Here is a 25945-nt window from a genome sequence, read left to right as displayed (position 1 = left end):
TTTCCCCCTACATCACCCGGACCCAGCTGCCTTTGTACAGGATGGGCCCGGTCGGACCGTTCGGATCCGGCGAGCCGCCCTTCGGCTCCAGCGTGACCGCCAGCAGCGCCACGTCGTCGCCGACGGCCTTGCCGGTCATCGCCAACCTGAGCTCGCCACGATCGCTCAGCAGGCCCAGCGAACGCGGATGGCCCGTTTTCGGCACCGCCCACAGCTCCAGCGATTTATCGCCCGGCACCGCCGTCGCGCCGACCACGCGCACCGTCATCGACTGGTGGCGGCGGTCGCCGGTCAGCACCAGCGCGGCCTGCGCCTTCTCGTCGGTCAGCGTGGCGACGTAGTCGAGCTGCGGCGCGTCCAGCAGGCGGGTGCCGATGACCACCGCCAGCAGCGCCGCCACCGCGCTCGACGCCACGCCCAGCGCACGCCAGAACGTCAGCGACTGGTTGCGCCAGAACTGCCAGGCGGGGTAGGCGGGCGGCAGGTCCAGCCGGCGCTCGATGGCTTGCCACACCTGCTGGCGCGGCGCCTGCGCGGTCGAGAACTCGGCCAGCGGCATCAACCGCTCCTGCCACTCGCCGACGAGGCGGCGCAGGGCCGCGTCGTTGTGCAGATGGCCTTCGAAGCGGCGGCGCGCGCCGCCCTTCAGCGTGCCCAGCACGTATTCAGCCGCCAGCCTGTCGCGCAGGGCGGCGTTATCGCGGAGATTCATGCGCGCTCCCCCTTGGCCAGGCAAGTCTTCAGCTTGTCCAGGCTGCGCCGTATCCAGGTCTTGACGGTGCCGATCGGCAGCGCCATCTGCTGCGCCACTTCGCTGTGCGACAGGTCGTGGAAGAACGCCAGGCCCAGCACCTGCCGCTGCCGCCCGTCCAGCGCCGACATGCAATAGGCCAGGGCCTTGGCATCGCGGCTCATTTGCAGCGCCTCGATGGGCGTGGCTGCGGGATCCTGCAGTGCATCGATCACCTCGCTATCAAACTGATCGCCGTCGATGGCGGCGGTCACCGCGCTGCGGCGCAACAGATCGAACGCCTTGTTGCGGACGATGGTTGTCATCCAGGTCATGGGCGCGGCCAGCTGGCTTTGATAGGTGCCGGCGCTGTGCCAGATCGCCACGAAGCTTTCCTGCAGCACCTCTTCGGCCAGCTCGCGCTTGTTCAATATACGCAGCGCATAGCCAAACAGTTTCGCCGAAGTAGCGTCGTAAAGCGAGCGAAAAGCGAGCGCGTCGCGCCGTGCCGCGCCTTGCAGCCAGGTGCGCAGCTGCTGCTGTTCGAGAGTAGACGCATCGGACACAACGGCCCCTTCCAGGTGGCGAGGAAAAACATGCAAGCGTGTGAAAAATACCATATCCCCCACCAGCGCGAACACATATTTATTTTGAATCCGGTTCGCCCCGCGCGACGTATATCCCCTCGCAGTACCAACCAATCGAGGGGAGGAAACGAGATGCAAACCATCGTCAAACACGCAACGCGCCTGACCATCATCGGCGCGCTGGCCGGCGCTTTCGCACCAGCGGCCATGGCGTCCAGCCACCGCGAGGCGCCGTTCGTTACGCAAAGTCCCAAGGTCGACGGCACCGACTTCTACATGTTCCGCAGCTACGAGGCAGGCCGCGCCGGCTTCATCACCCTGATCGCCAACTACATCCCACTGCAGGATGCCTACGGCGGCCCGAACTTCTTCGCCATGGATCCCAACGCGCTGTACGAAATCCACATCGACAACAACGGCGACGCCAGGGAAGACCTGACCTTCCAGTTCCGCTTCAGCAACGCCAACAAGGACACCAAGCTCACCATCGGCGGCAAGCAGGTATCGATACCGCTGGTGATCAACGGCGGCCCCATCGCCGGCCCCAACGCGGCCGGCGCCAACGTGCGCGAGACCTACACCGTGAACGTGGTGCGCGGCGACCGCCGCACCGGCACCAAGGCCGCCGTGAGCAACGCGGCCGACGGCGCCACCACCTTCGACAAGCCGCTCGATAACATCGGCAACAAGTCGATACCGAACTACGCGGCCTATGCCGCCGCCCATATGTACAACGTCAACATCCCCGGTTGCGGCACGCCGGCGCGCATGTTCGTCGGCCAGCGCAAGGACCCGTTCGTGGTCAACCTGGGCGAGACCTTCGACCTGGTGAACATCAAGCTCCCAGCCACCGAGTTCGGCGCCAACGCCGAACGCGCCGCCAGGGACGACCTGGCCGACAAGAACGTGACCTCGATCGAACTGGAAGTCGCCGCCTCCTGCCTGACCGCGGCCGGCGGCAGCGATCCCGTGATCGGCGGCTGGACCACCGCCAGCGTGCGCCAGGCGCGCCTGCTGAACCCGACGCCGAACACCAGCGCGCCGTCGAAGGAGGGCGGCGCCTGGACCCAGGTATCGCGCCTCGGCATGCCACTGGTGAACGAAGTCGTCATCGGCCTGAAGGACAAGGACACCTTCAACAGCAGCAAGCCCTCCGGCGACGCGCAGTTCGCGACCTACGTCACCAATCCCACGCTGCCGGCGCTAATCGAGATCCTGTACGGCAGCGCCGGCGCCAAGGCGCCGACCAACTTTCCGCGCAATGACCTGGTGGCGGCCTTCCTCACCGGCGTCAAGGGCCTGAACCAGCCGGCCACCGTGACCGCTTCCGAAATGCTGCGCCTGAACACCTCGACGCCGGCCGTCGCGATGGGTGCGCAAAACCGTCTGGGTGTGATCGGCGGCGACAACGCCGGCTTCCCCAACGGCCGCCGTCCGGGCGACGACGTGGTCGACATCGCGCTGCGCGTGGTGATGGGCAAGCTGTGCACCTTGAACCTGGGCTGCGCGCCGGCCGACGCACCGGCCGGCGGCCTGCACTTCACCGACGGCGCCTACCTCGACGACAGCTTCTTTACCGCCGCCTTCCCGTATCTGAAGACGCCGATCCCGGGCTCGCCGCAGGCCGCAAGCGAATCTGCCCGCCGGAGCGCACCATGAAGTACCTCGGCCTGACAGCGCTGCTGGTGCTCAGCGCATGCGGAGGCAGCACCCACTACGAAGACCACACGCCGGGCGTGCCAACGCCGCCAGTGGCGGTGGTCGATGCGTTCTACCTGGCGGTACAGGGCATCATCGGCGACGGTAGCGAAACCGCCGCCGAACCACTGGCGACAGATAGCGTCGCCGCCACCGCGCCGGAGGATACGGAACCGGTCGCGTTCAAGTAAGCCTTGTAGCACAAGGGCATCTGCGAAATGCGGCCGCCCTTGTTATCCTTTCGAGGTCGTCATGAAGAAGACACTATTCGCGTTGCTGCTCAGCGCCACCGCGGCGGCGCCAGCCACGCCTTACCTTCCCGCCAGCGGCCAGCAAGTGATCGAGACCTTGCCGCGCCGTGGCGATCCCGTGCAGCAGGAGCTGCGCCGCATGCGCAGCGAGCTGACTGCCCGTCCCGACGACATGGCGCTGGCCACCGCCTTGGCCACGCGCTACATCGGCCTGGCCCGCAGCGAAACCGATCCGCGCTACCTGGGCTACGCGCAAGCGGCGCTGGCGCCGTGGTGGCGGCTGCCGTCGCCACCGCCGCCGGTGCGCCTGCTGCGCGCCACGCTGCTGCAAAGCACCCACCAGTTCAAGCCGGCGCTGGATGATCTGAAAGCTGTGCTGGCGGCCGATCCCGCCAACGCGCAGGCGTGGCTGACGCAGGCCACCGTGCAGACCGTGCAGGGCGACTACGCCGGCGCCACAGTCAGCTGCGCGCGCGTCTCCAGCTTGTCGACCGGGCTGGTGGCCGTGACCTGTCTCGCCAACATCGGCGCGCTGACCGGCAGGGCGCTCAAGAGCGAACAACTGCTGGATCTGACGCTGGAACGCAGCAGCAACGCGCCGGCCGAGCTTCAGGTCTGGGCCTTGACGCTGACGGCGGAGATGGCGCAACGGCGGGGCGCGGCGGCCATCGCCGAGGCGCGCTACAAGCGCGCGCTGGCACTGAGCCCGCGCGACAGCTACCTGCTGGGCGCCTACGCCGATTTCCTGCTGGAGCAGCGACACGCGGACGAAGTCGTCGCGCTATTGAAGGACCAGACCCGCATCGACGCGCTGCTGCTGCGCCGCGCGCTGGCGCTGCAGCAACAGGGCGGCGCCCCCGAAGCGCTGGCCGGAGACGTGAAGGAACTGGCGGCCCGCTTCGACGCCGCCGCCCAACGCGGCGACACCGTGCACCAACGCGAACAGGCGCGCTTTGAACTGATGCTGCGCCACGATCCGGCCACCGCGCTGACGCTGGCGCGCAGGAACTGGGCGGCGCAAAAGGAAGCGGCCGACATCCGCATCTATCTGGAGGCGGCAGCGCAGGCGCGCGACGCCGGCGCCGCCCGGCCGGTGCTCGACTGGGTCGCGCTGAATCGCATGGAGGACGTGACCGCGGCACGCCTGATCCGTCAACTGCAAGCGGGGACATGATGAAACACCTGATACTGTTTTTAGCGCTGCTGTGCGGCGCGGCGCTGCCGGCCTGTGCGCACAAGCCCAGCGACAGCTATCTGTCGCTGGCGGTGCAGGGCGGGCGCATCGCCGGCCAGTGGGACATCGCGCTGCGCGATCTGGATTTCGCCATCGGCCTGGACCAGGATGGCGACGGCAAGCTGACGTGGGACGAGATCCGCACGCGGCACGCGGCGATCGCGGCGTATGCGCTGCAGCGCCTTGGCATCGCCACCGAACAAGGCGCCTGCCGCATCGACACCGGGCAGCAGCTGATCGACAACCATACCGACGGCGCCTACAGCGTGCTGCGTTTTCACGCGATCTGCCCCGGTCCCGTAACGGCGCTGACCATCGACTACCGCCTGTTCGCCGATCTCGATCCGCAGCACAAAGGCTTGCTGCGGTTGGCGCGCGACGGCACGACGTCCACCGCGATTTTCGATCCCGCGCACGCGCGCCAGACCTTGTCGCCGGCGTCGCCGGAGCGCTGGCGGCAGTTCGGCGCCTACGTGAAGGACGGCGTGTGGCATATCTGGACCGGCTACGACCATATCCTGTTCCTGCTGTCGCTGCTGCTGCCGGCGGTGATGCCGGGTGCGCGCGGCACGCCGTCGGCCAGCCTGCGCGCGTCCTTCATCGACGTGCTGAAAGTGGTGACGGCCTTCACGCTGGCGCATTCGCTGACCCTGACGCTGGCCAGCCTGTCGCTAGTCTCGCTGCCATCGCGCTGGGTGGAATCGGCGATTGCCGCGTCGGTGCTGCTGGCGGCGCTGAACAACCTCTATCCGCTGTTCCGTGGGCGGCGGCCGGTGGCGGCGTTCGGGTTTGGATTGATCCACGGTTTCGGCTTCGCCAGCGTGCTGATCGACCTGGGGCTGCCGCAGGGGGCCTTGCTGAGTAGTTTATTCGGCTTCAACCTGGGCGTGGAGATCGGCCAGTTGTGCATCGTCGCCGGCTTCCTGCCGCTGGCGTTCATGCTGCGTGGGACTTGGTTCTACCGTCGCCTGCTGACGGGCGGTTCGGTGGCAATCGCGCTGATGGCGATGGTGTGGCTGACCGAGCGCGCGTTCGACGTGAAGCTGATCGGCGCCTGAGGTCAGTTCGCGAGCGGGGGCAGCCGCCCCACACTCGCGATGATAACGACGCTTTCCGGTTAGAAGTGGTAACCCATCGCCACGCGGAAGCTGCGGCCCGGATCGAACCACGACCGGCCCGTGTTGCCGATGGACTGCTGGTTGGTCTGCTTCGTCACCGTCTGGGTCAGGTTGCTGACGCTGGCGCTGGCCCACAGGTTGGCGGTGAAGTTGTAGTTGAGACTAGCATCCCACTGCCCCACGGCCTCTTGCCAAACCGGCAGTCCCCAACCCACGTCCGTCGGCGCGACCCCGTTGACGAGGCGTGCCGGATCGGCGCTGACGGCATCGGTGCCGCCGGCGCCGAACGCATTGGTCGCCAGCAAGGTGCGGGAGCGCCAGCTATACGCCACCCGTGCCGAAATCGGCCCGCGGTCGTACATCAAGCCCAGGTTGAAGGCATGCTTGGACAGGTTGACCACCGGCAGGTCCTTGAAGGGCAGGCCGTTGGTGTCGCAACCGTAGAGATTGGTCAGGCTATCGCCACTACCGCTCTTGGGGCAATAAGGCGACGTGTACGGGTGGTACAGGTCCTGCTTGCCGTCCAGGTAGGTCCAGTTCGCGGAGATGCCGAAGCCCTTGGCCCAGTCGGGTATCCCGGCCATTCCTGGAATTTTATCCAGGTAGGTCTGGCCGGCGATTTCAAGACCGCCCTCCCACAGCTTGGCCGCGTTGGCAGGTCCGGTGATGACGAACTCCTGCGGATTGCCGGCCAGATCCTTGATACTCCTGGTGTAGCTATCGTTCAGGATGATGTCCTTGATCTTCTTATAGAACACCACTGCCGTGAGCGATTGACCAGCTTGCGGATACCATTCCAGCGACAAATCGAAGTTGTTCGATTTCAGCGGCTTCAGGTTCGCGTTGCCCGAGTTGGTACCGACGTAGCTGACCGACTTGACGGTGCTGACACCGTTGACGGTAGCGTTGTCCACCTTCTGCTGCAGGTTGACGTACTCCTGCAACTGGTCGAAGCCCGGGCGGGAAATGCCTTGGGACAGTGCAATCCGCGACTGCAGTTTGTCGGTCAGGTTCACCTTCACGTTCAGGCTAGGGATCACGTCGATATGACTGCCCTTGACATCCAGCGGCTCGTTGAACACCCCGAACCGTGGCAAGGTAGGGTTGGTGGTGTTGCTATATTGTGGATTGAATACCGTGTAGCCGTGCGACTGCGAGCTCGACTGGATCACCCGCGCGCCCACATTGCCTTCCACCGGGTACTTCAAGTTGTCGAAGCCGAAGCGCAGGGTGCCATACAAGGCCTCGGTGTGTTCGCTGGCCGTCGACAGCGCGCCCTGCACCGGATTTTGCGGGTTCAAGTCCGCAGGGTCGTTCGAGAATTTCATCGGCCGCCAGTCAGCGCCCTGCGTCGAACAATCGTTGGCCAGGCCCCTGAGCTGATTGGCATCCTCGCATTGCAAGCGCTTCACCGCCAACAGCGCCGCGTCCTGGGCTGGATAATTACGCACTGCGGCCATCGTCGGCACCACGATGGTTGGCGGCTGGCCCATCCTGCCGTTGAAGAAGTTGGAGAAGGTGTAGGGCTGGACCGGGGCAAGGCTCGCATACCGCGGATCGCTCAGGTAGCCGAAATTGCCGCGCCCCTGCCAGGCACCGTTCCACTCGTCGGCTCTCGGTGGCCGGCCCGCCACCGGGGTCTGCAGCACCGACCACGGCTCGGACAGGGTATACCAGCCGCTACCCACGCCAATCGCATGCGACATCGAGCGCTTGCTCAAACGCACGCCAAAGCGCAGATCGCGCAGCACGTCGCTGTCGAAGGAGAACTTGGCGTCGCCCTTCCACGCATACATGTCGCCCTTGGCCTTGTTGAGATAAGGCTGCAGGGTATTGAAGTAATAGTTGGCGGGATTGGCCAGGGCAGCGCGGGCGGCATCGTCGAAACTGACCGTCGGCCGCGGAGTGGTGAGGTCGAAGCTCATGCTGGGCACGAAGGTGCCCATATTGATCATGTTGCCATCGCCGCCATTGGTGGCATGCACCCACTGCAGATCGCTCTGGAAGGTCCAGCGCTCATCCATCCGCCATTTCGCGTTCCAGGATATATCGCGCGTGCGTCCATGCGCATTGTCATACGAGCTGGTCGTGCCCGCGGACAAGCCGCCGGCCGCGAACTGGTTACTGCCCAGGCCGCCCGGATAGCTCAAGGTACCCTTTTGCAGCATACCGTTGGCGCCGTACTGGGCGTTGCTGAGCGTGAGGTCATACGGAGTCAAGCCGAGGTTGCCGTCCGACGCAGTGCTGAAAATGCCACCGTTGACAGTGTCTGAACGGAAGCCCGAATCGAAGTAAGTCAGCGACGACTCCTTGTCGTTCTTCTTCCATTGCAACGCGGCATAAACACCCGCGCGTTCAGAATTGCCCTCGCTGGTGCCCCAGGAGACGCCGTTCGGCACCCACACCGTCTTGCCAGGCACGGGCTTGGTCAGCGGGTAGTAGGCGCCCAGGGTGTAGGAGTCGGAGCGGAACGCGGATTTGCCGTAGGAGACGTCGATCAGCGCGCCGATCTCGCCCATGTCGGTGGACCAGCGGTTGGAGTACAGGCCGGAGAAGGATGGCGTGTTCTTCTTGCCGAACGGGGTGTAGCTGTCCGAGGCGGAGAAGGCGCCGCTCTCCCCTTTGGAGTCGAACGGCAGGCGCGTGCGCAGGTTGACCTGGCCGCTGATGCCGCCTTCGATCAGTTCGGACGACGGGTTCTTGTAGACGTCCACACCTGCCATCAGCTCCGGCGGGATGTCGCCCCAGCTCAGCTCGCGCCCCGGCCAGCCGGCCGAGAAGCCTTCGCGGCCGTTCAGCGTGGACGAGCCCCAGGACAGGCCGCGGATCTGCACGCCCGAACCCTCGACGTTGTAGGACAGCGGATTGCTGGCCGCGTTGGTGCGGGTGCGCGAGGTGTTGCGGTCCATGGTCACGCCCACCACGCGCTGCAGCACTTCGGTGATCGACTTGTCCGGCAGCTTGCCGGCCTCGTCGGCTACGACCGAGTCGACGATCTGGTCGGCTTCCTGCTTGATCTTTTGCGAGGTCTCCAGCTGCTTGCGCTGGCCGGTCACGACCACCACCTTGTCCGCCGGCACGTCCTTGGCGTCCGACGTCGAAGGCGCGGTCTGCGCCAACGCGCCGCCGCTGTACAGCAGCGTCAGTTGCGCCGCGGCGATCGCCAGCGCTGTCATCTTGAGGGGTTTTCTGCTACCCAGTGTCCCGTTGTTCTTCATTCTATTTATCCTCTTGTATATGCCTTGATGGCCACCCCCACAGGGGTGGCAAGGAAGTTCAGTCCGCTGTCACTGGAAGTAGATCGGGCCGCTCAGCGTGAACTGGTTCTGGTACTGCGACGATGCGTTGGCAATATCCGAGTTCGGCTTCACTGCGGTGAACTTGATCCCGACGACCGGGAAATACTGCAGCTCGTCCGAGATATCAAGCCCGCTGAGGCCGCACGTCTCGCTGAGCGCGAACTGGTTCCTGAGACCGATGCTGTAGTCCGTGGCGGCGGCCGCGGTAGGCTGCACCGTGGCCTTCAGGGTCACGTTGCAGACGTTGCCTTCCGCATCCTTCTTGTCGGGGTTGAAGTGGGCGAACAACAGTTCGACGTTGAAGTTGTTATTGGTCGAGCCAAACCATTCGGGATTTTGCGCGAGCTTGAAATGCAGCGCCCCCTGGATGTCGATCAGTACGCCCTTGGGCACGGTGCTGGGCGTAGCGAACGAAGAGGCTTTAACGCCGCCCCGGTACCAGTTGCTGGTCGAATAGAGATCGGTGTCGGCGAGGCCGGTTCCGAACAGCGCGAACGTCGCCGCGTCATAGTCCCAGTCCCCTGGTTTCGGAGCCGCCCCCCAGCTCACGTTAAAGGTGAGGGTGCTGCCGTCGCTGGAAGCCTGCGAGTTGCAGTCCTTACACCACCATTGGTTACCCTCATGCCCGATGAGGCCTTCGTTGGTGGTGCCGCCGTCCTTGTAGCCGGTCAGGAAATTCAGCGCGGCCGGCTTTTCGGTGCCGATCGGAATGCTCTTGTCCATCGTCGCCGCCGCAAAGATATCGGTACCGGCCTGGGTGGCGGTGACGGTGCACAGCCCGTTGGCGAGCGGGGTCATCGTCGTCCCGCTGACCGAGCACACGGCTGGCGTCTTGCTCGTAAAGGTGGGCGCGAGGCCCGAGTTCGTGGTGGCGGACAGTTGCACCGGCGCCCCACCAACCGGCTGCCAACCTGGGTTGGGGAACCTGGAGAAGATCTGCGGCCGCTTGGGAACAACGAAGAGCTGGCTCTGCGAGGCCGCCGCGTAGCCTTGATAACCGGGCTGGGTGGCGGTCACCGAGCACTCGCCGGCGATCAGCAGCGATACGGTGTCGCCGCTGACGGTGCAAACGGTCGGCGTATTCGAGGTGAAGGTGATCGGTCCGCCGGAGCTGGCCGTCGCCACCAGCTTGGTGGTCGCGACGGTGGGCGGGATGGCCACGGCCGCCCCGCCAGGGAAGTCGAACGCCACCGTCTGCACCGCACCGCCGCTGCCACCACTGCCGCCGCCACCGCCGCCGCCGCAACCGGCCAGCAGCGTGATGCCGGCCAGGCCGATGGCCGAAAGCTGGTATCTCATCGCTTGTTTTTTCATCATTATGGTCTCCTCAAATTTGCTTGCTTAAATATCCCGTCAACGCTGACTCCGATGACCTGGGAAAACTTGGATGACGCCCCTAGCGCGCCAACATTCTGCGCAGATAGGCGTCGTGGGTGGGCATGCCCGCCACTGCGGCGGCGATGGCCTGGCGCCGCTGGCGCAAGGCCTGCAGCGCCTCCTCCCGCGGCATGTGGTCCAGTTCCGGATCGGCACGTTCGGGCCAGTGCCGCATGCCCGCATGGATCGCCAGCCAGCTGTTGGCGTCGAAGCCCTCCCACTGGTACTGGTGCAGCACGCCGGCCTGACGCCAGGCATGCAGCTTGAAGGCCAGGGTTTCCGGCAGCTCCATGCTCGCCATGGTGCGCCACAGCTCGCCGTCGCGGCGCGCCGTGAGGCAGTAGTGCAGAATAATGAAATCGCGGATGCGCTCGAACTGGCGCGATATGATCGCGTTGTAATTGCCGACCTCGGCCTTGGGCATGGCCGCGCCCTGCTGCAGCTGGGGGATCAGGTAGCCCAGGCCACTCTGGATCAGGAAAATGCTGGTCGATTCCAGCGGCTCCAGGAAGCCCGAGGCCAGGCCCAGCCCGACCACGTTGTGGACCCAGCAGCGCTGCCGGTGGCCGGTGGTGAAGCGCAGCAGGCGCGGCTCGGCCAGCGCGGGGCCGTCCAGCTGCTGCAGCAATTGCTCGCGCGCGCGCTCCTCGTCGATGTAGCGGCTGGCGAACACATGGCCGTTGCCGATCCGGTTTTGCAGCGGGATGCGCCAGGCCCAGCCCGCCTCCAGCGCGGTGGCGCGGGTGTACGGCGTCAGCGCGGTGCCGCTGGGCTCGCTGGGCACGGCCCAGGCCCGGTCCACCGGCAGCCAGTGGCTGAAGTCGACAAACGGCTCCTGCAGGGCACCGCCCAGCAGCAGCGAGACGAAGCCGGAGCAGTCGATGAACAGGTCGCCGGCCATTTCGCGGCCGTCGGCCAGCTTGAGCTTGGCCACGCCGCCGTCGGCGCGGCGCGCCACCTCGACGATGCGGCCCTCGGTGCGGCGCACGCCGCGCTTGAGCGCCAGCGCGCGCAGGAAGCCGGCGTACAGCGCGGCGTCGAAATGGTAGGCGTAGTTGAAGGCTTTGTTTTCTTCCGAGGCCAGGCCCTGGAAGCGGCCCTGGCTGGCCATCACGCTGGGCAGGCATTGCTCGTCCAGCGTGCCGAGGCCGGCATCGCCCAGGCGGCGGAAATGGCCCCACAGGGCGTCCGGGCCGCTCAGCTCGCCGAAGTCGCCGAAGGTGTGGAAATAGTTCTCGCCGCGCACGCGCCAGTCGCGAAATTCGATGCCCAGCTTGTAGGTGCCGTTGGTGGCGCGCAGGAACTCCGCTTCGTCGATGCCGACCAGCCGGTGGAAATGACGGATGGACGGGAAGGTGGCTTCGCCCACGCCGACAATGCCGATTTCCTCGGATTCAACCAGCTCGACTGTGCTGGCGGGCAGTGCGGTCGCCAGTGCGGTCGCGGCCATCCAACCTGCCGCCCCGCCCCCGACAACCACGATACGCTGGTATGCGGTGTCCATGCATGTCCCCTCAGTGCCTGGCGCCTCAAGACCGTTACTTCAGCCGGGCATCAGTTCTTTATATATTGGAAACATCATTTTGAGCGAGGAGGGCTCAAGGAGACAATTCCAATAAATAACAAAACAACAGAGGAAATTACGTAATTGACGAACACGGGCTGGGGAGGTAGAAAAAAAGGCTCCTTGCGGAGCCCCTGGGTATCAGACGGCGGCGGCCAGGACGTTGTGCGCCTGCTCGTCCGCGTGGTACGAGGAGCGCACCATGGCGCCGACTGCCGCGTGCTTGAAGCCCATCTTGTAGGCTTCGGCCTCGAACATCTTGAACACGTCCGGGTGCACGTAGCGGCGCACCGGCAGGTGGCTGTTGGACGGCGCCAGGTACTGGCCGATGGTCAGCATGTCGATGTTGTGCTCGCGCATGTCGCGCATCACCTGCAGGATCTCTTCGTCGGTCTCACCCAGGCCGACCATGATGCCGGACTTGGTCTTGACCTCGGGGTACAGCTCCTTGAATTCCTTCAGCAGCTGCAGCGAGTGCATATAGTCCGAACCCGGACGCGCTTCCTTGTACAGGCGCGGCACGGTTTCCAGGTTGTGGTTCATCACGTCCGGCAGGCCGTCCTTGAAGATGTCCAGCGCCTTTTGCAGGCGACCGCGGAAGTCCGGCACCAGCACTTCGATCTGGGTCTTGGGCGACAGCGCGCGGGTGTTCTGGATGCACTCGACGAAGTGGCCGGCGCCGCCGTCACGCAAATCGTCGCGGTCGACCGAGGTGATCACCACGTAGCTCAGGCGCAGCTCGGCGATGGTCTTGGCCAGGTTGGCCGGCTCTTCCTTGTCGAGCGGATCCGGGCGGCCGTGGCCGACGTCGCAGAACGGGCAGCGGCGGGTGCACTTGTCGCCCATGATCATGAAGGTGGCCGTGCCCTTGCCGAAGCATTCGCCGATGTTCGGGCAGCTCGCCTCCTCGCACACGGTGACCAGCTTGTTCTCGCGCAGGATGTCCTTGATCTCGTAGAAGCGGGTCGACGCCGACGCCGCCTTGACGCGGATCCACTCCGGCTTTTTCAGACGCTCGACTTGCTCGATCGGCACGATCTTGATCGGGATGCGCGCGGTCTTGCTGGCGCCTTTTTGCTTTTCGCTGGGGTTGTAAGCCGGGGCAACGCTGGTGGTGGTTTCAGAGGTCATTTGGCTGCGTGCCCTCGCGGGCAAAGTTTGGTTATTCGTGTACTGCGGGTTCGGCCGCATGCGCCAGCACGCGGATCAGCTCGTCGGCCAGTTGCTGTTGCACGTCGGACAACACAGCGGTCGCGCCGACGGTGCGCATGTCGGTCGTTTCCAGTCCGGCATAGCCGCATGGATTGATCCAGGAAAACGGCGCCAGGTCCATCGCCACATTCAGCGACAGCCCATGGTAGGTGCAACCGTTGCCGCGCACCTTCAGGCCGAGCGCGGCGATCTTGGCGCCCTGTTTCGGTCCGCCGGCCATGTAGATGCCCGGCGCGCCTTCAACGCGCTCACCGACGAGATTATACGCGTCCAGCACGTTGATGATCGCCTGCTCGATTTTATTGACGAACTGACGGGCGTACAGCTTGCCGCCGGGCTTGTTGCGGCGCAAGTCCATCAGCAGGTAGATCACCACCTGGCCGGGGCCGTGGAAGGTGACTTCGCCGCCGCGGTCGGTCTGCACCACCGGGATGGCATCCGCGCCCGCCAAGAGGTGGCCGCGGTCGGCGCCCAGGCCCAGCGTGAACACCGGCGGATGTTCGACGATCCACAATTCGTCGCGGGTGTCCGGCGTGCGCGCGTCGGTGAAGGCGCGCATCGCGGCGAACGTGCTGTCGTAGTCGGCAAGGCCGAGGTGGCGTATCAGCGCCGGCTCGGTGGAGGTAGGGGACGTCATCCCGACATTATAAATCAGCCCGGCAATCAGAGCCGAAACCCCCGAAACCGAAGGGGTCGGACCCCGTACGGGGTCCGACCCCAGGCTTGCGGGGTTAACCTGGCTGGTGACGCTCCAGCCACTGCCGGATGGACGGCCGCTGCCACTGGCCGGCGGCGTAGTCCTTGAGCTTTTGCGGCACCTCGTCGCCGTTCAGGATCAGGCGGTTCAGCATCATCGCCAGGTCGACGTCGGCCAGCGACCAGGCGTCGAACAGGTTGGGGCGGCCCTCCTGCACCAGCTGGCCGGCGGCGTGGATCAGCTTGTCGGCGGCGGCCTGGCCGGCGTCCGTCAACGGCTGGCAAGCCTTGCCGAAAAATACGGTTTCGGTATCACGCTCGGCGCGCACCGGCAGCAGGTCGCTGCGCAGCCAGGCCTGGATCTGGCGCGCCCGGGCGCGCTGGCGCCGGTCCTTCGGGTACAGCGCGATGTATTCCGGCGCCGGGAAGCTCTCTTCCAGGTATTCGGTGATCGCGGTCGACTCGGTCAGCACAAAGTCACCTTCGACCAGCGCCGGCACGCGGGCGGTCAGCGCGCGCGACGCGTAGGCGCTGTGTTTCTGCTGCCCGGCCTCCAGGTCCACCGTCTTGATACTGAACGGCAAGCCTTTTTCGGTCAGCGCGACAAAGGCCGACATGGCGTAGGGACTGGTGAACAGGCTGTCGACGTACAGTTCAAAAGGCATGATGGCTCCGGCTAGAGTAGATTTATTCACATGGTAAGCCTTGCCGTAGCGCCTGTATAACGTTATATTTTCGTGATTCTAGCTAATTTTATTCACATAGTTATCCACAGCATGCCGACCTGATGAGCGCCAGCCGCCGCCTGCCCAATTTTTCCGCCCTGCGCGCCTTCGAGGCGGCGGCACGCCACGAGAACTTCTCGCGGGCGGCGGAAGAGTTGCATCTGACGCATGGCGCGATCAGCCATCAGGTGCGCGCTTTGGAGGAGGAATTGGGCCGGCCGCTGTTCGTGCGCCATGGCAGACAGGTGAAAATAACTAGCGATGCACTGAAATTTGCCCAGTTTTTAGGCAAGTCCTTTGCCGATATCGGCGCCGCGGCCGACGCCATGCGGGCCTCCAGCGTCAACCAGCGGCTGACGATTTCATCGATACCGTCGTTTGCCGCGCGCTGGCTGGCGCCCCGGCTGGGCCGCTTCATCGACCTGTACCCGGATATCGAGGTGGTGCTGCAATCGAGCGGCCAGCTGCAGGACCTGGCGCGCGACGGCATCGACGTCGGCATCCGCTTCGGTCGAGGCAACTATCCGGGGCTGGTGGTGCAGCGCCTGATGGGCGATGTCTACTATCCAGTAGTGAGTCCCCACTATCGCGGCGGACTGCAACCTGCCACGCCGGACGAGCTGCGCCAGCACACGCTGCTGCGCTCGGTGGAGCCGTGGTCGCCGTGGCTGCGCGCGGCCGGGGTGGACATGGCCGAGCCCGTCCGGCGGCCTGATGCTCGAGGATTTGTCGATGCTGATACGCTCCGCCGCCGACGGCAACGGGGTGGCGCTGGTGCGCCATGTGGTGGCGATGCAGGAGATCGCCTCCGGGCAGCTGTTGCGGCTGTTCGATATCGCCACGCCGTGCCCGGACGAGTATTTCTTCGTGTCGCCGCCCGCTGCGGCCAGCCGGCCGCAGGTGCAGGCGTTTCGCGACTGGCTGCTGGAGGAGATTGCCGTCTTCCAGCGCCAGCAAGCTTAACCGCTGTCATTCCCGCGCAGGCGGGAATCCATGCACTGCATGAATTCCCTCCATGCACTGCATGAATTCCCTCCATGCTGAGCTGGCTAAGCCGCCGTTCTATGGGCTCCCGCCTTCGCGGGAGCGACGCGTTACATGACGATTTTCACCATCGGGTGAGCCGACAGCTCGGAATACAGCGCGTCGAGCTGCTCGCGGCTGATGGCGCGGACCACCACGGTCAGGCCGGTGTAATTGCCCTTGGCCGAAGGCCGCACTTCCATTTTGCCTTCATGGAAATCCTTGTCATGCTTTTGCACCACCAGCACGATGGTCGGGGCGAAATCGATATGAGTCGGGCCCATCACCTTGATCGGGAAGTCGCTCGGATACTCGATGAGGGACTCTGACGGCGGGATCGCTTGCATATACATTCCAATCAAAAAAGAAAACCGGCGGCGTCAACGCGACGCCACCGGCCTCTATTGTAGCCAATTCAGCGCGGGCTTATGCTTTGCCCAGCGCCAGGGTGGCCGGCTCCTGCGGCGCGCCCAGCTGCGCCGGCTGCTGGCCGGACAGCCGCTGCAGGCGCGCCAGCGCCGATTCGTTGGCCACGCCCGGCTGGCTGACCGACTTGCGGATCGCCTCCAGCTCGGCGGCCTGCTCGTACGGGCGCTGGCCGATGTCGGTGACGATCTTCATGCCGGCCGCCTCGTTGCTGATGGCCTGGGCGCGACGGGTCAGCGCGTTGAGCGCGCTGGAATTGCCCTTCATGCCGGACAGCCCGGCCAGCTGGCTCTGGCGCTCGGCGCGCAGGTTCTGCAAATCCTGCTGGGCGCGGGCCGAGGCCAGCGCCTGCATCGCCTTCTTCGCGGCCGAATCGAAATCGGCCAGCTGCTTGGACAGCGCGTCGACGATGGTTTGCAGCTCGTCCATGTACTGGCGGGCGTCGGCCTCCTCCTGCAGTTCCTGCGGCATGCGCGCCTTGTTGCCTTCCAGCTCGTCGCAGAACAGGGTGATGGTCGCTTCCGAGATCTTGCCGGCCGCCAGGCGCTCGGCCAGGGTGCCGGCGGCCTGCTCGTCGGTGGCGATCAGCTGGCGCAGCTTGACCACGTCGGCCGCTTCCTTGTCGAAGGAGCTGCGGGCGGCGGCCAGTTTTTGCGCGGTCAGGCGCAGGCTGTCGGCCAGCCGGTCGCGGTCGGCCTCGGTGGCCGTTTCCGGATCAAAATTGGCGATCGCTTCGGAAACACGGTCGCCCAGCGCGCCAAAATGTTTGGAAATCAAGCGCGCGGTCAAACCCCAGCCATTCAAGTTGCTCATGTCAGTCGTCCTTAAAAAGTTGCGCGTCATTGGATAACGACGCGTTGCTGCTCAACCGGGATGCCAATGACGAAGTCGACATGGATCCCGCGTTTTGATGCATCGCCGTTCACGCTGTTGATGATTTCAGTCGTGATCAGCAGATATTCGTTGCCGCCGCCGCGCAGCTGACGCACATACGGCATGAAATACATTTCCTGGCGCAGGCCGCTATGGCCGCTGGCGTCGTCCAGCCGGGTCTCGGTGCCGGAGAACGGGGTGACGAACTCGGCGTTCGGGTCGCCGGCGTCGCGCCAGTAGTCGACGCCGTCGCTCTGGCCGAACACCAGGTCGAGATCGGCCTCGTCCAGCCCGACATCGCCCAGCTGCCCGCGCCACAGCGTGTAGCTGCGGTCGCCCAGGCCGGCCCCGCCCAGGCCCATGTAGGCTTCCTGGTCTTCCACCGTCTCCGGGATCACGCGCGCCAGCTGGGTGCAATACATCACCTCGGCCACCTGGCCCTGGGCGTCCTGGTACACCTGCAGGAACTTCTCCTGCCCATCCTGGTCGCCGGTGTCCAGGTAGTAGCGGTACAGGCCGCCGCTTTGCTTGAGCCGGATCTGCGACACCGCGACGATGCGGTTGTCGCCCGCCTCCGGCAAGGCGATCAGCGAACCGTCGCCGGCCGCGCGCAGCAGCGGCGACTGCTGCAGCTGGATCACGCTGCCGATGCGCGCGCCCAGCGGCAAGCCCTGGTCCGTGCGCGGCACCTCGGCCCCGCCCAGCTTGGCCGCGCCATTGCGCAGGTAGTTGTATGCATCCGACCAGCCCATCTCAATTCCTTTCAAATGAATAATTCGTCGCGTTGCCGGCCCGCAGGCGGCGCAGCTTGCGCACCGTGTAGACCAGCGCCCACACCATCACACCCAGCACGCCCAGCCAGACCATCCAGCGCGCCACCGTCCCCAGGAAGGAAGGCGCCGGGGCCGGGGCTTGGGCGGCCGGGACCGGATCACCCAGTCCCGGCATACCGTTAACCATGCCGGCCTGCGTAGCGCCGCTGTCCGCCGGGATCGGGTTGCCGCTGGGGGTGCTCGTGGTCGTGGTCGGGTACGACACCGGCTGATGGCTCTGGCTCATCGCCCGGCCCAGCATGAAGCCCAGCACGCCGTGCATCAGGCCACTGCTGGGCTGCTGCACGATGATCGGCGCCTGCTGGTACACCGGCGGTGCCTGATACACCGGCGATGGCTGCGGCCGCGAAAGCGTATCGTTTAACGGCGGCGGGGCGGTCGGCGCGGCGGCGGCGGCGCGGCGGGCGTCCAGTGTTTTCAGCGCGTTGGCCTGGGCCGCGCTCTGGTCGAGGTCGCGCGAGGCGGCCGAGGTGTTGCGCGGCGTGGCCGAGGCCGGCGAGCCGGACGCCTGGCCGAAGGCGCCGGGGCCGCTCTGGCGGCTGGCCGGCGGCGCGGCAGGCGTGCTCCGCGTGGAGTTGCTCTTTTGTGAAGAAAATCCACTTTTATACGACGACGATGTGCCAGAATGTGATGACGGACGCGCTTCCGCCACCACGTCGGCGCCCAGCGCAAGGCACAAGGTCAGTAACAGCGCGGAATGAAGAGACTTCATGATGTCGTTTCGCAAAGAAGTTGAATGAAAATCAGCATAGCGCCGCGCGTCGGCGACTGCATCGGTAATAAAAGGCCCGCTTCACCATGACACGCAAATACCTCGACATGAATCAACACGACGCGCTCTACAAAGTGGCGCGTAGCTACCCCGGCGGCATCGACGCGCTTGCGCAGGCCATGGGCATCTCGGTCAACGTCCTGCGCAACAAGCTGGCGCCGACCATCGCCTCGCACTACCCCTCGTTCGAGGAAGTCTCGGCGGTGGTGGACCTGTGCCACCAGGCCGGCGTGGCCGACGCCCACCTGCCGCTGCACGCGCTGCTGGTGCGCCACGGCATGGCGGCGTTCGTGGTGCCGACCCCGGACAACATCGGCGACGACGACCTGTCGCAGACCGTGTGCAGGGTGATGAGCCAGGTGGGGGCGGTGGCCGAGGCGGTGTCGACCGCGCTGCTGGACGGCAAAGTCACGCCGGCCGAGGCGGACCTGATCGAACGCGAGTTCCAGGGCGCGCTGTCGGCGCTGGGCGAGTGGCGGGCGCGGCTGCGCCTGAAGGCGGAGCAGGGCTAAGTCGCCGCGCCAAAAAAAAGCCAGCCCGTGGGCTGGCAAAAACTATTCTCTGATCGGAAATTGGGAAATCCGGAAAATAGTTGGGGCAAAGGGGGACAATCTCGACGGTCCTGCGTGGCGGATGCTGCCATCCTTGTTCTCACGCTTCCCGCCGTGATTACCAATGTTGCAACGTTATGCTTTGCGACAGCTGAAGTCCATCCGAATGTGATGAACTGCTGTTTTGGCCCCCTGAACGACCTATTTCCCGGATCAGGCGGTTACTGGCGATTTTGATTCCGGTTGTCGCCACGCTCCTTGCCTTCGTCCTTGCGGCGCTCCTGCTGCTTGTCGCGGTTTTCCCGCGGCGCTTGCGGCTGCGGCTGGGCTTGCGGTTGCTGGCGCTGCTGCATCTGCGGCGCCGGCTGCTGCGGTTGCTGCTGCGGTTGCATCTGAGGTTGCTGCTGCGGTTGCATCTGCGGTTGCGGCATCGGGCGCCGCTCTTCCTGCTGACGATACGGACGGCGATTCTCGTCGCGGTCGCGATCGTAGCGCTCCCGGCTGGCAGGGAACGGCGTCGGCACGGAAGGCGCCGCGACCGGAGCCGCCGTGACCGGCGGATTGGCTTTCTGGATATTCGGCGTGACCGTGACCGGCGGATTGGCCTGCTGGATCGTCGGCACCTGCGCCGGCACCGGATTGGCTTGCTGAACATGCGGCGTGGCCGGCGTCTGGCCCGGCCGGCCGTACGGCCGCACGTCGATGCGCACATCGCCCGGCTGGATGGTTTGCGGCGGCGCGTCGCGACGGCCGAACTGGCCCGGCGCCAGCGTCGTGGTCTGCGACCGCCCCGGCTGCGCGGTCACAGGCTGCGGCACCGACGGCGCGGTCAACACCCGCACCGGACGATCCGGGCGGCCATCGCGGTCGCGGTCCTGCCAGCCGCTGCGATTGGTGTCCAGCGTGCGCGCGACGGCCGGCTGCGGCGGCGCCACCGGCGCGGCGGTCGCCGCCACGCTGGCCACCGGGATCACCTGCTGGCCACGCGGCACCTGCACGCTGCGGTGACGGCCTTCGAACTGGTCGCGCGGCAGCACGGTGAGGCCGTCGTGGCGCTCCACCTGGCCGGGCACGGTGGTGCGCGGCTCGAAAGGCCTGCCATTGTGGGTCCAGCTCAGGCGCCGCTCATGATCGGCCGACACCTGGTAACCCGGCACGTAGCGCTCGCGCGGCGACAGCGGGAACCAGCCCAGGCCCGGACGATGGTCGCGCGCGAAATGCTCGCCGCCGACCCAGCCCACCAGCGCCGGCGCCCATACCGGACGCCCGGCGGGCCGTCCCGGCGCCCAGCACCAGCGGCGGTTGACCATCACCCAGCGGCCGTAATGCGAGGGCGCGTAACCCCAGGGCGCGTTGTCGACCCAGGTCCAGCCCCACGGCGCCAGCCAGACCCAGCGGCCGTCGCGGTAGGGCGCCCAGTCTGTCGCCACATTGCGCGGGGTCCACAGCGCGCCGTACTCGACGGTGTCGGTCCAGCTGCCGTTGCGGTCCAGCTCCTCGTAGCCGGTCATGCCGGTCGAGACAAAACGGGAGCTCACCACGGCCTCGGCAGCGCGATCGCGCTCGTCGGACCAGTCGTCGAAACCATCGCGCCGCGCCAGGCTGGTGCTGACATCGACGCTGCTGACGTCGACATGGCGGCCGGGGCCGACCGTCACCGACGAACCGGCCCCGTCCACCCGCGCGCTGCCCGCCAGCACGCTGACCTGGCTGGTGTCGGCCACGCGCTCGGCGTCGACCCGCAGCAGGCCCGGCTCCAGCAGCGTGATGCGCGCCTGCGGCGTGCTCAGCTCGAAATCGCGCAGCAGCTCCGGGTTGCGCACGCGGATGCTGACGCTGCCGTAATTCAGGCGCAGGCGCAGCAGGTCGTCGTCCAGGTCGGTGATTTCCAGGTCGGAGTCGCCCTCCAGCCGCACCGCCGTCGAGCCGACGCGGAATTCGGTGCGGGCGCCGCTGGCGGTGGTCAGATGGCTGGCGCCGGTGACCGGCCAGTTCAGCGAGGCGGCCACCGGTTCGTCGTCGCCGACCAGGGTGACCTGGCCCTGCACCGCCGAAATGCGGCCGACCATGGCGGGCGGGTCCGCCAGCGCGAACGAACTGAAGCCGGCCAGGGCGGCCAGCACGGCGAGGTGTATCAACTTGCGGCTCATGGCAGCGTCTCCTTGTTAGATTTATATTTAACGCTGCGGCGAGGCAAACCGCTACCGGGGTTACACCGGGTTACACATCTCAGGCAAATCAGGCGCTGGCGCCGCCCCGCTTGACGAAGAACAAGGCCGCGCCGACCGCCATCAGCAGGCCGCCAAACACCCGGTTCTGCTTCCTGACAGCGCCGGCATCGCGGAAATAGCGCTGCATGGACGAGGCCAGGAAAGCGTAGCTGTGCATCACCACCAGGTCGATGCAGCACATGGTGGCGGCCATGATCAGCAACTGCGGCAGCAGCGGCGCGCCCTGGGTTATAAACTGCGGCAACACCGCGACCATGAAGATAATGCCCTTGGGATTGGTGGCGTTGGTCAGGAAGCCGGTCAGGAAGCGTTTTTGAGCGGTCGGCACCACCACCTCGGCGCGCTCCTGCTCGACGCTGACGCTGACCTTGGCGCGCCACTGGCTCAGGCCCAGGTAAATCAGGTACAGCGCACCGACGGTCTTGACCACGCTAAACGCCACTTCCGAAGCCAGCAGCAGCGAGCCGACGCCGGCGCCGGCGATGAAGAAAAGCATCATCAAGCCGCTCTGCAAGCCGAGGATGGTGGCGGTGGTGCGGCGCACGCCGAACGACAGGCCGTGCGACATCGACAGCACCGCGCCGGAGCCGGGCGAGACGGCGATGATGCAGGCGGCGGCGAAAAAGGTGATCCAGGTGGCAAAGCTCATGATGGTCCCGTGCGGTCAGCCGCAGCACCGTGCTGCGGGGCAGAATGTATTGTAGCGGCGTTGGCGTTTCGCCGCCCGGCCCGCCATCGGTTAATATTGCTGATCAACCAAGGAACCCATATGACCCCTACTCCGCAGGAGCCACGCTAATGGCCGGCAGCAGCCTGCTGGCGCTGATCGACGACATCGCCACCATCCTCGACGACGTCGCCCTGATGAGCAAGATGGCGGCCAAGAAAACCGCCGGCGTGCTGGGCGACGACCTGGCCCTGAACGCCCAGCAGGTGGCCGGCGTGCGCGCCGAGCGCGAGCTGCCGGTGGTGTGGGCGGTGGCGCTGGGCTCGCTGAAGAACAAGGCCATCCTGGTGCCGGCCGCGCTGGCGATCAGCGCCTTCGCTCCGTGGGGCATCACGCCGCTGCTGATGGTCGGCGGCCTGTACCTGTGCTTCGAGGGCTTCGAGAAAATCGCCCACGGCGTGCTGCACCGGGACGAGCAAGACCAGCACCTGGGCGAGCTGGCCGACGCCGTCAGCGACCCCGACGTCGACCTGGTGGCGCTGGAAAAGGACAAGATCGCCGGCGCGGTGCGCACCGACTTCATCCTCTCGGCCGAGATCATCGTCATCGCCCTGGGCACGGTGGCCGAGGCCAGCTTCCTGCAGCAGGTGACGGTGGTGGTCGGCATCGCGCTGGTGATGACGGTGGGCGTGTACGGCATCGTGGCCGCCATCGTCAAGCTGGACGACGCCGGGCTCTACCTGAGCCAGCGCGGCGGCCGCGCGGTGCGCGCGCTGGGCCGGGTGCTGCTGGCGGCCGCGCCCAGGCTGATGAAGCTGTTGTCGGTGGTGGGCACGGCGGCCATGTTCATGGTCGGCGGCGGCATCCTGACCCACGGCCTGCCCGGCGCGCACGACCTGATCCACCATGCCGCCGAGGCGGCCGCGACGGTACCGGCGGCCGGGCCGCTGCTGGCCTGGGCCACGCCGCTGGCGCTCGATGCGCTGGCCGGCGTGGTGGCCGGCGCACTGGCTCTGGCGCTGGTGACGCTGGGCGGAAAACTCTTGCGTATGGTCAAACAGTAAAAAAAATCCGCAAACCGCGGAACTCGTTGCGGCCTTTTCGCTCAAAACGCGATGGAGGCAAATATGGAACAAGCGCAGCGACATCTGCGTATGGCGCTCGATGCGGCACGCATGATGATTTGGGATTCCGAGCTGTCGGACGGCAAGGTCATCGACAGCACGGTCAAGTGGATGGGGAACAGCGCCAGCCTGCTGGGCTTGCCGGCCGGCGACCAGGCGCAGCCGTTCTCGGTTTTTTTGCAATCCGTCGATCCGGCGGACCGCGACCAGCTGCTCGACACCATGCAGGCCGCGGTCGACCGCTGCACCGGCTATGAGGTCGAGTACCGGGTGTTGTGGCCGGACGGCAGCCGCCACTGGCTGGCCGCCAAGGCCAATGTGTTCTGCGACGACCAGCAGCAGCCGGTCGGCACGCTGGGCATCGTCTGGGACATCACCGAGCGCAAGGAAGTCGAGCAGGCCACGGCGCGCCAGCGCGAACTGGCCGCGGTCACGCTGCGCTCGATCGGCGAGGGCGTGATCACCACCAACGCCGACGGCCGCACCGACTACCTGAACTACGTCGCCGAGCAGCTGACCGGCTGGACGCTGGAGCAGGCGCGCGGCCTGCACATCTCCACCACGCTCAACCTGATCGACGACGCCGGCGCGCCCATCCCGGAACACGCGGCGCTGCAATGCCTGCGGCTGCGGCAGGCGATCGGCATGTCGTCGCAAAACCAGCTGGTCACGCGCGAGGGGCGCCACATCGCGGTGGAGGAATCGGCCGCGCCGATCTGGACCGACAACGGCGAACTGCTGGGCGCCGTGGTGGTGTTCCGCGACGTCAGCCACGAGCGCAAGCTCAGCAAGCAGCTGTCGTGGAACGCCAGCCACGACACGCTCACCGGCCTGATCAACCGGCGCGAATTCGAGGTGCAGATCGCCGCCGCGCTGCACAGCGCCAAGCAGGACGACCACGTGCACGCCCTGCTGTACATGGACCTGGACCAGTTCAAGATCGTCAACGACACCTGCGGCCACAGCGCCGGCGACCTGCTGCTGCAGCTGCTGGCCAAGATGCTGCAGGCGCAGATGCGCGACAGCGACATCCTGGCCCGCCTCGGCGGCGACGAGCTGGGCGTGCTGCTGCCGCACTGCCCGCCCGACCAGGCGCTGCTGATCTCCGACGAGCTGCGGCAGTCGATCAAGAATTTCCGCTTCGTGTGGGACCACCACACCTTCGAGCTGGGTGTGAGCATCGGCCTGGTGGAAATCAACCGCCACAGCAAATCCATGACCGGGCTGCTGATCGCCGCCGACCAGGCCTGCTACTTGGCCAAGGAGGGCGGCCGCAACCGCGTGCACCTGTACCAGGATTCGGATGTGCGGCTGGCGCGCCGGCAGGGCGAGATGCAATGGGTGTCGCGCCTGAACGAAGCCTTCGACCGCCAGCTGTTCCGTCTGCACGCCCAGCCCATCGTCAGCCTCGACCCGCAAACCCAGATGCACTACGAAGTGCTGATCCGCATCCAGCCGGCCAAGGGCGAGCTGATACTGCCGGGCGCCTTCATCCCGGCCGCCGAGCGCTACGACCTGATGTCCGCGATCGACCGCTGGGTGATACGCGCCGTCTGCCGCCACGTGCACAGCCAGCGCAACAGCCATGGCGCGGCCCCGCAGGTCCCGGTCCAATATTCCGTCAACCTGTCCGGCAGCTCGCTGAGCGACGAGGGCCTGCACGACTACATCGTCCAGCAGTTCGCCGAGTACCACGTCGCCCCCGAGCAGATCTGCTTTGAAATCACCGAGACCGCCGTGATCTCCAACCTGATCAAGGCGCAGGACTTCATGGCCGGACTGAAAAAGCTGGGCTGCCGCTTCTCGCTGGACGACTTCGGCAGCGGCCTGTCGTCGTTTGCCTACCTGAGGGCGCTGCCGGTGGACTTCCTCAAGATCGACGGCGTGTTCATCCGCGATATCGCCAACAACGCCATCAACCGCGCCATGGTCAAGGCCATCAACGAGGTCGGCCACGTGATGGGCATCAGCACCGTGGCCGAGTATGTCGAGGACGAGCCGACGCTGGCCGTGGTGCGCGAGCTGGGCCTCGATTATGCCCAGGGCTACGCGGTCGGCTCGCTGCGGCCGCTGAGTATCTAGGCCGCCAGCTCGGCCTGCAAGGGCGTGCCCAGCGCGCGCAGCGCGGTGTTGAAGTCATCCAGGCTCAGTTCGGCGCTGGCGGTGGCCACGCAGCGCGTGAGCCCGCCGCCGGCGCTGGTGTGCGGCGCCAGTTCCGCCAGCACGCTGTCGGCCGGATCGAGGAAGTGCACATCCGGCGCGGCCGCCACGAAGAAGGGCTGGAGCCACGGCAGGTGGGTGGACGACATCGTCATCACATCGACCCGCGGATGGGCGGCGCGCAGCTCGCCGATGAAGCCGCTGATGGCGGCCTGGGTTTCCTGCGGCTTGTGGACAAAGGCGAAGTTTTCCACAAGCTCCACCAGCGCCGAGGCGTTCACCAGCAGCACCTCGCCATCGCCGCGGTGGGCGTCGGCATAGGCCCGCATGGCGGCGCTGTCCACCATCGAGCGCACGCCCAGCACCGCCACCTGGCCGCTGGCCGAGCGCCGCACCGCCTCCGCCACCGGCGGGAAGATGCCGATCACCGGCACCGGCACCGCCGCCCGCAGCGGCTCCAGCACCACCACGCTGGGCGCGTTGGAGGCCAGCACCACCGCCACGCAGCCCTGCGCCTGCAGATATTCGGTAGCACTTTGCACGACGTTCAGCAACTGCTGCGGCGTTTTGGCGCCGTAGGGGAAACTGGCGCGGTCGGCGAAATACACGATGTCCTGCGCCGGAAACGCCGCCCGCACCCGTTCGACGATGGCGTAGCTGCCGATGCCGGCATCAAAAATCCCTATGGGGCGATGAAGTTCCATGATTTCCTTAGCTATCCCAATCCGGGGAATTTTGATCCACATCAATAAAATTGCGCGTTGGACTACGTAAACTGATCGGGTCAAATTGCG

At 66.1% G+C, this 25945-nt stretch carries 22 protein-coding genes and 1 pseudogene; 8 read left to right on the top strand and 15 right to left on the bottom strand.

Going from position 1 to position 25945, the window contains the following annotated elements:
• Positions 1 to 7: 7 nt before the first annotated feature.
• Both ACEN9O_RS09230 and ACEN9O_RS09225 read right to left on the bottom strand, forming a co-directional pair.
• Entirely contained in the window at positions 8 to 712 is a 705-nt protein-coding gene (locus ACEN9O_RS09230) for an anti-sigma factor (RefSeq protein WP_495617268.1), read from the bottom strand.
• Positions 709 to 1296 (bottom strand): sigma-70 family RNA polymerase sigma factor, encoded by a 588-nt coding sequence (locus ACEN9O_RS09225; RefSeq protein ID WP_495617267.1) that lies wholly within the window; start codon positions 1294 to 1296, stop codon positions 709 to 711. Before ACEN9O_RS09225 ends, ACEN9O_RS09230 begins: the two co-directional genes overlap by 4 nt.
• A gap of 153 nt (positions 1297 to 1449) precedes the next feature.
• Here ACEN9O_RS09225 and ACEN9O_RS09220 point away from each other — a divergent pair, with 153 nt between their 5' ends.
• From ACEN9O_RS09220 to ACEN9O_RS09205, 4 genes are all read left to right on the top strand, one after another.
• A complete protein-coding gene (locus tag ACEN9O_RS09220; protein ID WP_495617266.1) occupies positions 1450 to 2976 on the top strand; it encodes a DUF4331 domain-containing protein in 1527 nt (508 codons plus the stop codon).
• Complete coding sequence (locus ACEN9O_RS09215; protein ID WP_495617265.1) at positions 2973 to 3206, top strand: hypothetical protein; 234 nt, start codon at positions 2973 to 2975, stop codon at positions 3204 to 3206. Before ACEN9O_RS09220 ends, ACEN9O_RS09215 begins: the two co-directional genes overlap by 4 nt.
• Positions 3207 to 3267: 61 nt before the next feature.
• Positions 3268 to 4440, top strand: a complete 1173-nt coding sequence (locus ACEN9O_RS09210; RefSeq protein ID WP_495617264.1) for a hypothetical protein — start codon at positions 3268 to 3270, stop codon at positions 4438 to 4440.
• Positions 4437 to 5558, top strand: a complete 1122-nt coding sequence (locus tag ACEN9O_RS09205; protein ID WP_495617263.1) for a HupE/UreJ family protein — start codon at positions 4437 to 4439, stop codon at positions 5556 to 5558. Before ACEN9O_RS09210 ends, ACEN9O_RS09205 begins: the two co-directional genes overlap by 4 nt.
• A 59-nt stretch (positions 5559 to 5617) precedes the next feature.
• On the opposite strand, the gene ACEN9O_RS09200 is transcribed toward ACEN9O_RS09205, so the two are convergent.
• The 6 genes from ACEN9O_RS09200 to yfcF all read right to left on the bottom strand — a co-directional run bounded on the left by ACEN9O_RS09200 (position 5618) and on the right by yfcF (position 14431).
• A complete protein-coding gene (locus ACEN9O_RS09200; protein ID WP_495617262.1) occupies positions 5618 to 8836 on the bottom strand; it encodes a TonB-dependent receptor in 3219 nt (1072 codons plus the stop codon).
• Between the two features lie 69 nt (positions 8837 to 8905).
• Complete coding sequence (locus ACEN9O_RS09195) at positions 8906 to 10234, bottom strand: hypothetical protein (protein ID WP_495617261.1); 1329 nt, start codon at positions 10232 to 10234, stop codon at positions 8906 to 8908.
• A 79-nt stretch (positions 10235 to 10313) separates the two neighbouring features.
• Entirely contained in the window at positions 10314 to 11798 is a 1485-nt protein-coding gene (locus ACEN9O_RS09190; RefSeq protein WP_495617260.1) for a tryptophan halogenase family protein, read from the bottom strand.
• 201 nt (positions 11799 to 11999) lie between these two features.
• A complete protein-coding gene (lipA, locus tag ACEN9O_RS09185) occupies positions 12000 to 12989 on the bottom strand; it encodes a lipoyl synthase (RefSeq protein ID WP_495617259.1) in 990 nt (329 codons plus the stop codon).
• Positions 12990 to 13020: 31 nt separating this feature from the next.
• Positions 13021 to 13707, bottom strand: a complete 687-nt coding sequence (gene lipB / locus ACEN9O_RS09180; protein ID WP_495617258.1) for a lipoyl(octanoyl) transferase LipB — start codon at positions 13705 to 13707, stop codon at positions 13021 to 13023.
• 94 nt (positions 13708 to 13801) lie between these two features.
• On the bottom strand, positions 13802 to 14431 hold the full coding sequence (yfcF, locus tag ACEN9O_RS09175; RefSeq protein WP_495617257.1) for a glutathione transferase: 630 nt from the start codon (positions 14429 to 14431) through the stop codon (positions 13802 to 13804).
• A gap of 122 nt (positions 14432 to 14553) precedes the next feature.
• Here yfcF and gcvA point away from each other — a divergent pair.
• Positions 14554 to 15454 (top strand): annotated as a pseudogene (gene gcvA, locus ACEN9O_RS09170) (transcriptional regulator GcvA).
• Positions 15455 to 15585: 131 nt separating this feature from the next.
• Here gcvA and ACEN9O_RS09165 read toward each other — a convergent pair.
• The 4 genes from ACEN9O_RS09165 to ACEN9O_RS09150 all read right to left on the bottom strand — a co-directional run bounded on the left by ACEN9O_RS09165 (position 15586) and on the right by ACEN9O_RS09150 (position 18358).
• A complete protein-coding gene (locus ACEN9O_RS09165) occupies positions 15586 to 15861 on the bottom strand; it encodes a DUF493 family protein (protein ID WP_117012278.1) in 276 nt (91 codons plus the stop codon).
• 79 nt (positions 15862 to 15940) lie between these two features.
• A complete protein-coding gene (locus ACEN9O_RS09160; RefSeq protein WP_495617256.1) occupies positions 15941 to 16753 on the bottom strand; it encodes a hypothetical protein in 813 nt (270 codons plus the stop codon).
• Between the two features lie 26 nt (positions 16754 to 16779).
• Positions 16780 to 17565, bottom strand: coding sequence for a DUF2491 family protein (locus ACEN9O_RS09155; protein WP_495617255.1), 786 nt, complete (start codon positions 17563 to 17565; stop codon positions 16780 to 16782).
• Position 17566: 1 nt separating this feature from the next.
• On the bottom strand, positions 17567 to 18358 hold the full coding sequence (locus ACEN9O_RS09150; protein ID WP_495617254.1) for a hypothetical protein: 792 nt from the start codon (positions 18356 to 18358) through the stop codon (positions 17567 to 17569).
• Positions 18359 to 18444: 86 nt separating this feature from the next.
• Here ACEN9O_RS09150 and ACEN9O_RS09145 point away from each other — a divergent pair, with 86 nt between their 5' ends.
• Positions 18445 to 18930 (top strand): phage regulatory CII family protein, encoded by a 486-nt coding sequence (locus ACEN9O_RS09145; protein WP_495617253.1) that lies wholly within the window; start codon positions 18445 to 18447, stop codon positions 18928 to 18930.
• Between the two features lie 260 nt (positions 18931 to 19190).
• On the opposite strand, the gene ACEN9O_RS09140 is transcribed toward ACEN9O_RS09145, so the two are convergent.
• Both ACEN9O_RS09140 and ACEN9O_RS09135 read right to left on the bottom strand, forming a co-directional pair.
• On the bottom strand, positions 19191 to 21119 hold the full coding sequence (locus ACEN9O_RS09140; RefSeq protein ID WP_495617252.1) for a DUF6600 domain-containing protein: 1929 nt from the start codon (positions 21117 to 21119) through the stop codon (positions 19191 to 19193).
• A gap of 88 nt (positions 21120 to 21207) precedes the next feature.
• Complete coding sequence (locus tag ACEN9O_RS09135; RefSeq protein ID WP_495617251.1) at positions 21208 to 21849, bottom strand: LysE family transporter; 642 nt, start codon at positions 21847 to 21849, stop codon at positions 21208 to 21210.
• Positions 21850 to 21998: 149 nt separating this feature from the next.
• Between ACEN9O_RS09135 and ACEN9O_RS09130 the strand changes: the two genes are divergently transcribed.
• Positions 21999 to 22931: a DUF808 domain-containing protein gene (locus ACEN9O_RS09130; RefSeq protein WP_495617250.1), complete on the top strand. Its 933-nt coding sequence runs from the start codon at positions 21999 to 22001 to the stop codon at positions 22929 to 22931.
• A gap of 63 nt (positions 22932 to 22994) precedes the next feature.
• Entirely contained in the window at positions 22995 to 25073 is a 2079-nt protein-coding gene (locus tag ACEN9O_RS09125) for an EAL domain-containing protein (RefSeq protein ID WP_495617249.1), read from the top strand.
• On the opposite strand, the gene ACEN9O_RS09120 is transcribed toward ACEN9O_RS09125, so the two are convergent.
• Positions 25070 to 25855: a glutamate racemase gene (locus ACEN9O_RS09120; RefSeq protein WP_495617248.1), complete on the bottom strand. Its 786-nt coding sequence runs from the start codon at positions 25853 to 25855 to the stop codon at positions 25070 to 25072. The genes ACEN9O_RS09125 and ACEN9O_RS09120 overlap by 4 nt on opposite strands.
• Positions 25856 to 25945 lie beyond the last annotated feature (90 nt).

It is taken from the genome of Duganella sp. Dugasp78, assembly GCF_059491455.1.
This window is presented reverse-complemented; position numbering and strand designations above follow the sequence as displayed.

Coding starts and splice junctions, on each gene's coding strand:
- ACEN9O_RS09155 (WP_495617255.1), bottom strand. CDS start 17,565: ATGGGCTGGTCGGATGCATACAACTACCTGCGCAATGGCGCGGCCAAG.
- ACEN9O_RS09230 (WP_495617268.1), bottom strand. CDS start 712: ATGAATCTCCGCGATAACGCCGCCCTGCGCGACAGGCTGGCGGCTGAA.
- ACEN9O_RS09150 (WP_495617254.1), bottom strand. CDS start 18,358: ATGAAGTCTCTTCATTCCGCGCTGTTACTGACCTTGTGCCTTGCGCTG.
- ACEN9O_RS09200 (WP_495617262.1), bottom strand. CDS start 8,836: ATGAAGAACAACGGGACACTGGGTAGCAGAAAACCCCTCAAGATGACA.
- ACEN9O_RS09195 (WP_495617261.1), bottom strand. CDS start 10,234: ATGATGAAAAAACAAGCGATGAGATACCAGCTTTCGGCCATCGGCCTG.
- lipA (WP_495617259.1), bottom strand. CDS start 12,989: ATGACCTCTGAAACCACCACCAGCGTTGCCCCGGCTTACAACCCCAGC.
- ACEN9O_RS09135 (WP_495617251.1), bottom strand. CDS start 21,849: ATGAGCTTTGCCACCTGGATCACCTTTTTCGCCGCCGCCTGCATCATC.
- ACEN9O_RS09160 (WP_495617256.1), bottom strand. CDS start 16,753: ATGAGCAACTTGAATGGCTGGGGTTTGACCGCGCGCTTGATTTCCAAA.
- ACEN9O_RS09220 (WP_495617266.1), top strand. CDS start 1,450: ATGCAAACCATCGTCAAACACGCAACGCGCCTGACCATCATCGGCGCG.
- ACEN9O_RS09130 (WP_495617250.1), top strand. CDS start 21,999: ATGGCCGGCAGCAGCCTGCTGGCGCTGATCGACGACATCGCCACCATC.
- ACEN9O_RS09190 (WP_495617260.1), bottom strand. CDS start 11,798: ATGGACACCGCATACCAGCGTATCGTGGTTGTCGGGGGCGGGGCGGCA.
- ACEN9O_RS09120 (WP_495617248.1), bottom strand. CDS start 25,855: ATGGAACTTCATCGCCCCATAGGGATTTTTGATGCCGGCATCGGCAGC.
- yfcF (WP_495617257.1), bottom strand. CDS start 14,431: ATGCCTTTTGAACTGTACGTCGACAGCCTGTTCACCAGTCCCTACGCC.
- lipB (WP_495617258.1), bottom strand. CDS start 13,707: ATGACGTCCCCTACCTCCACCGAGCCGGCGCTGATACGCCACCTCGGC.
- ACEN9O_RS09210 (WP_495617264.1), top strand. CDS start 3,268: ATGAAGAAGACACTATTCGCGTTGCTGCTCAGCGCCACCGCGGCGGCG.
- ACEN9O_RS09205 (WP_495617263.1), top strand. CDS start 4,437: ATGATGAAACACCTGATACTGTTTTTAGCGCTGCTGTGCGGCGCGGCG.
- ACEN9O_RS09125 (WP_495617249.1), top strand. CDS start 22,995: ATGGAACAAGCGCAGCGACATCTGCGTATGGCGCTCGATGCGGCACGC.
- ACEN9O_RS09140 (WP_495617252.1), bottom strand. CDS start 21,119: ATGAGCCGCAAGTTGATACACCTCGCCGTGCTGGCCGCCCTGGCCGGC.
- ACEN9O_RS09145 (WP_495617253.1), top strand. CDS start 18,445: ATGACACGCAAATACCTCGACATGAATCAACACGACGCGCTCTACAAA.
- ACEN9O_RS09215 (WP_495617265.1), top strand. CDS start 2,973: ATGAAGTACCTCGGCCTGACAGCGCTGCTGGTGCTCAGCGCATGCGGA.
- ACEN9O_RS09165 (WP_117012278.1), bottom strand. CDS start 15,861: ATGCAAGCGATCCCGCCGTCAGAGTCCCTCATCGAGTATCCGAGCGAC.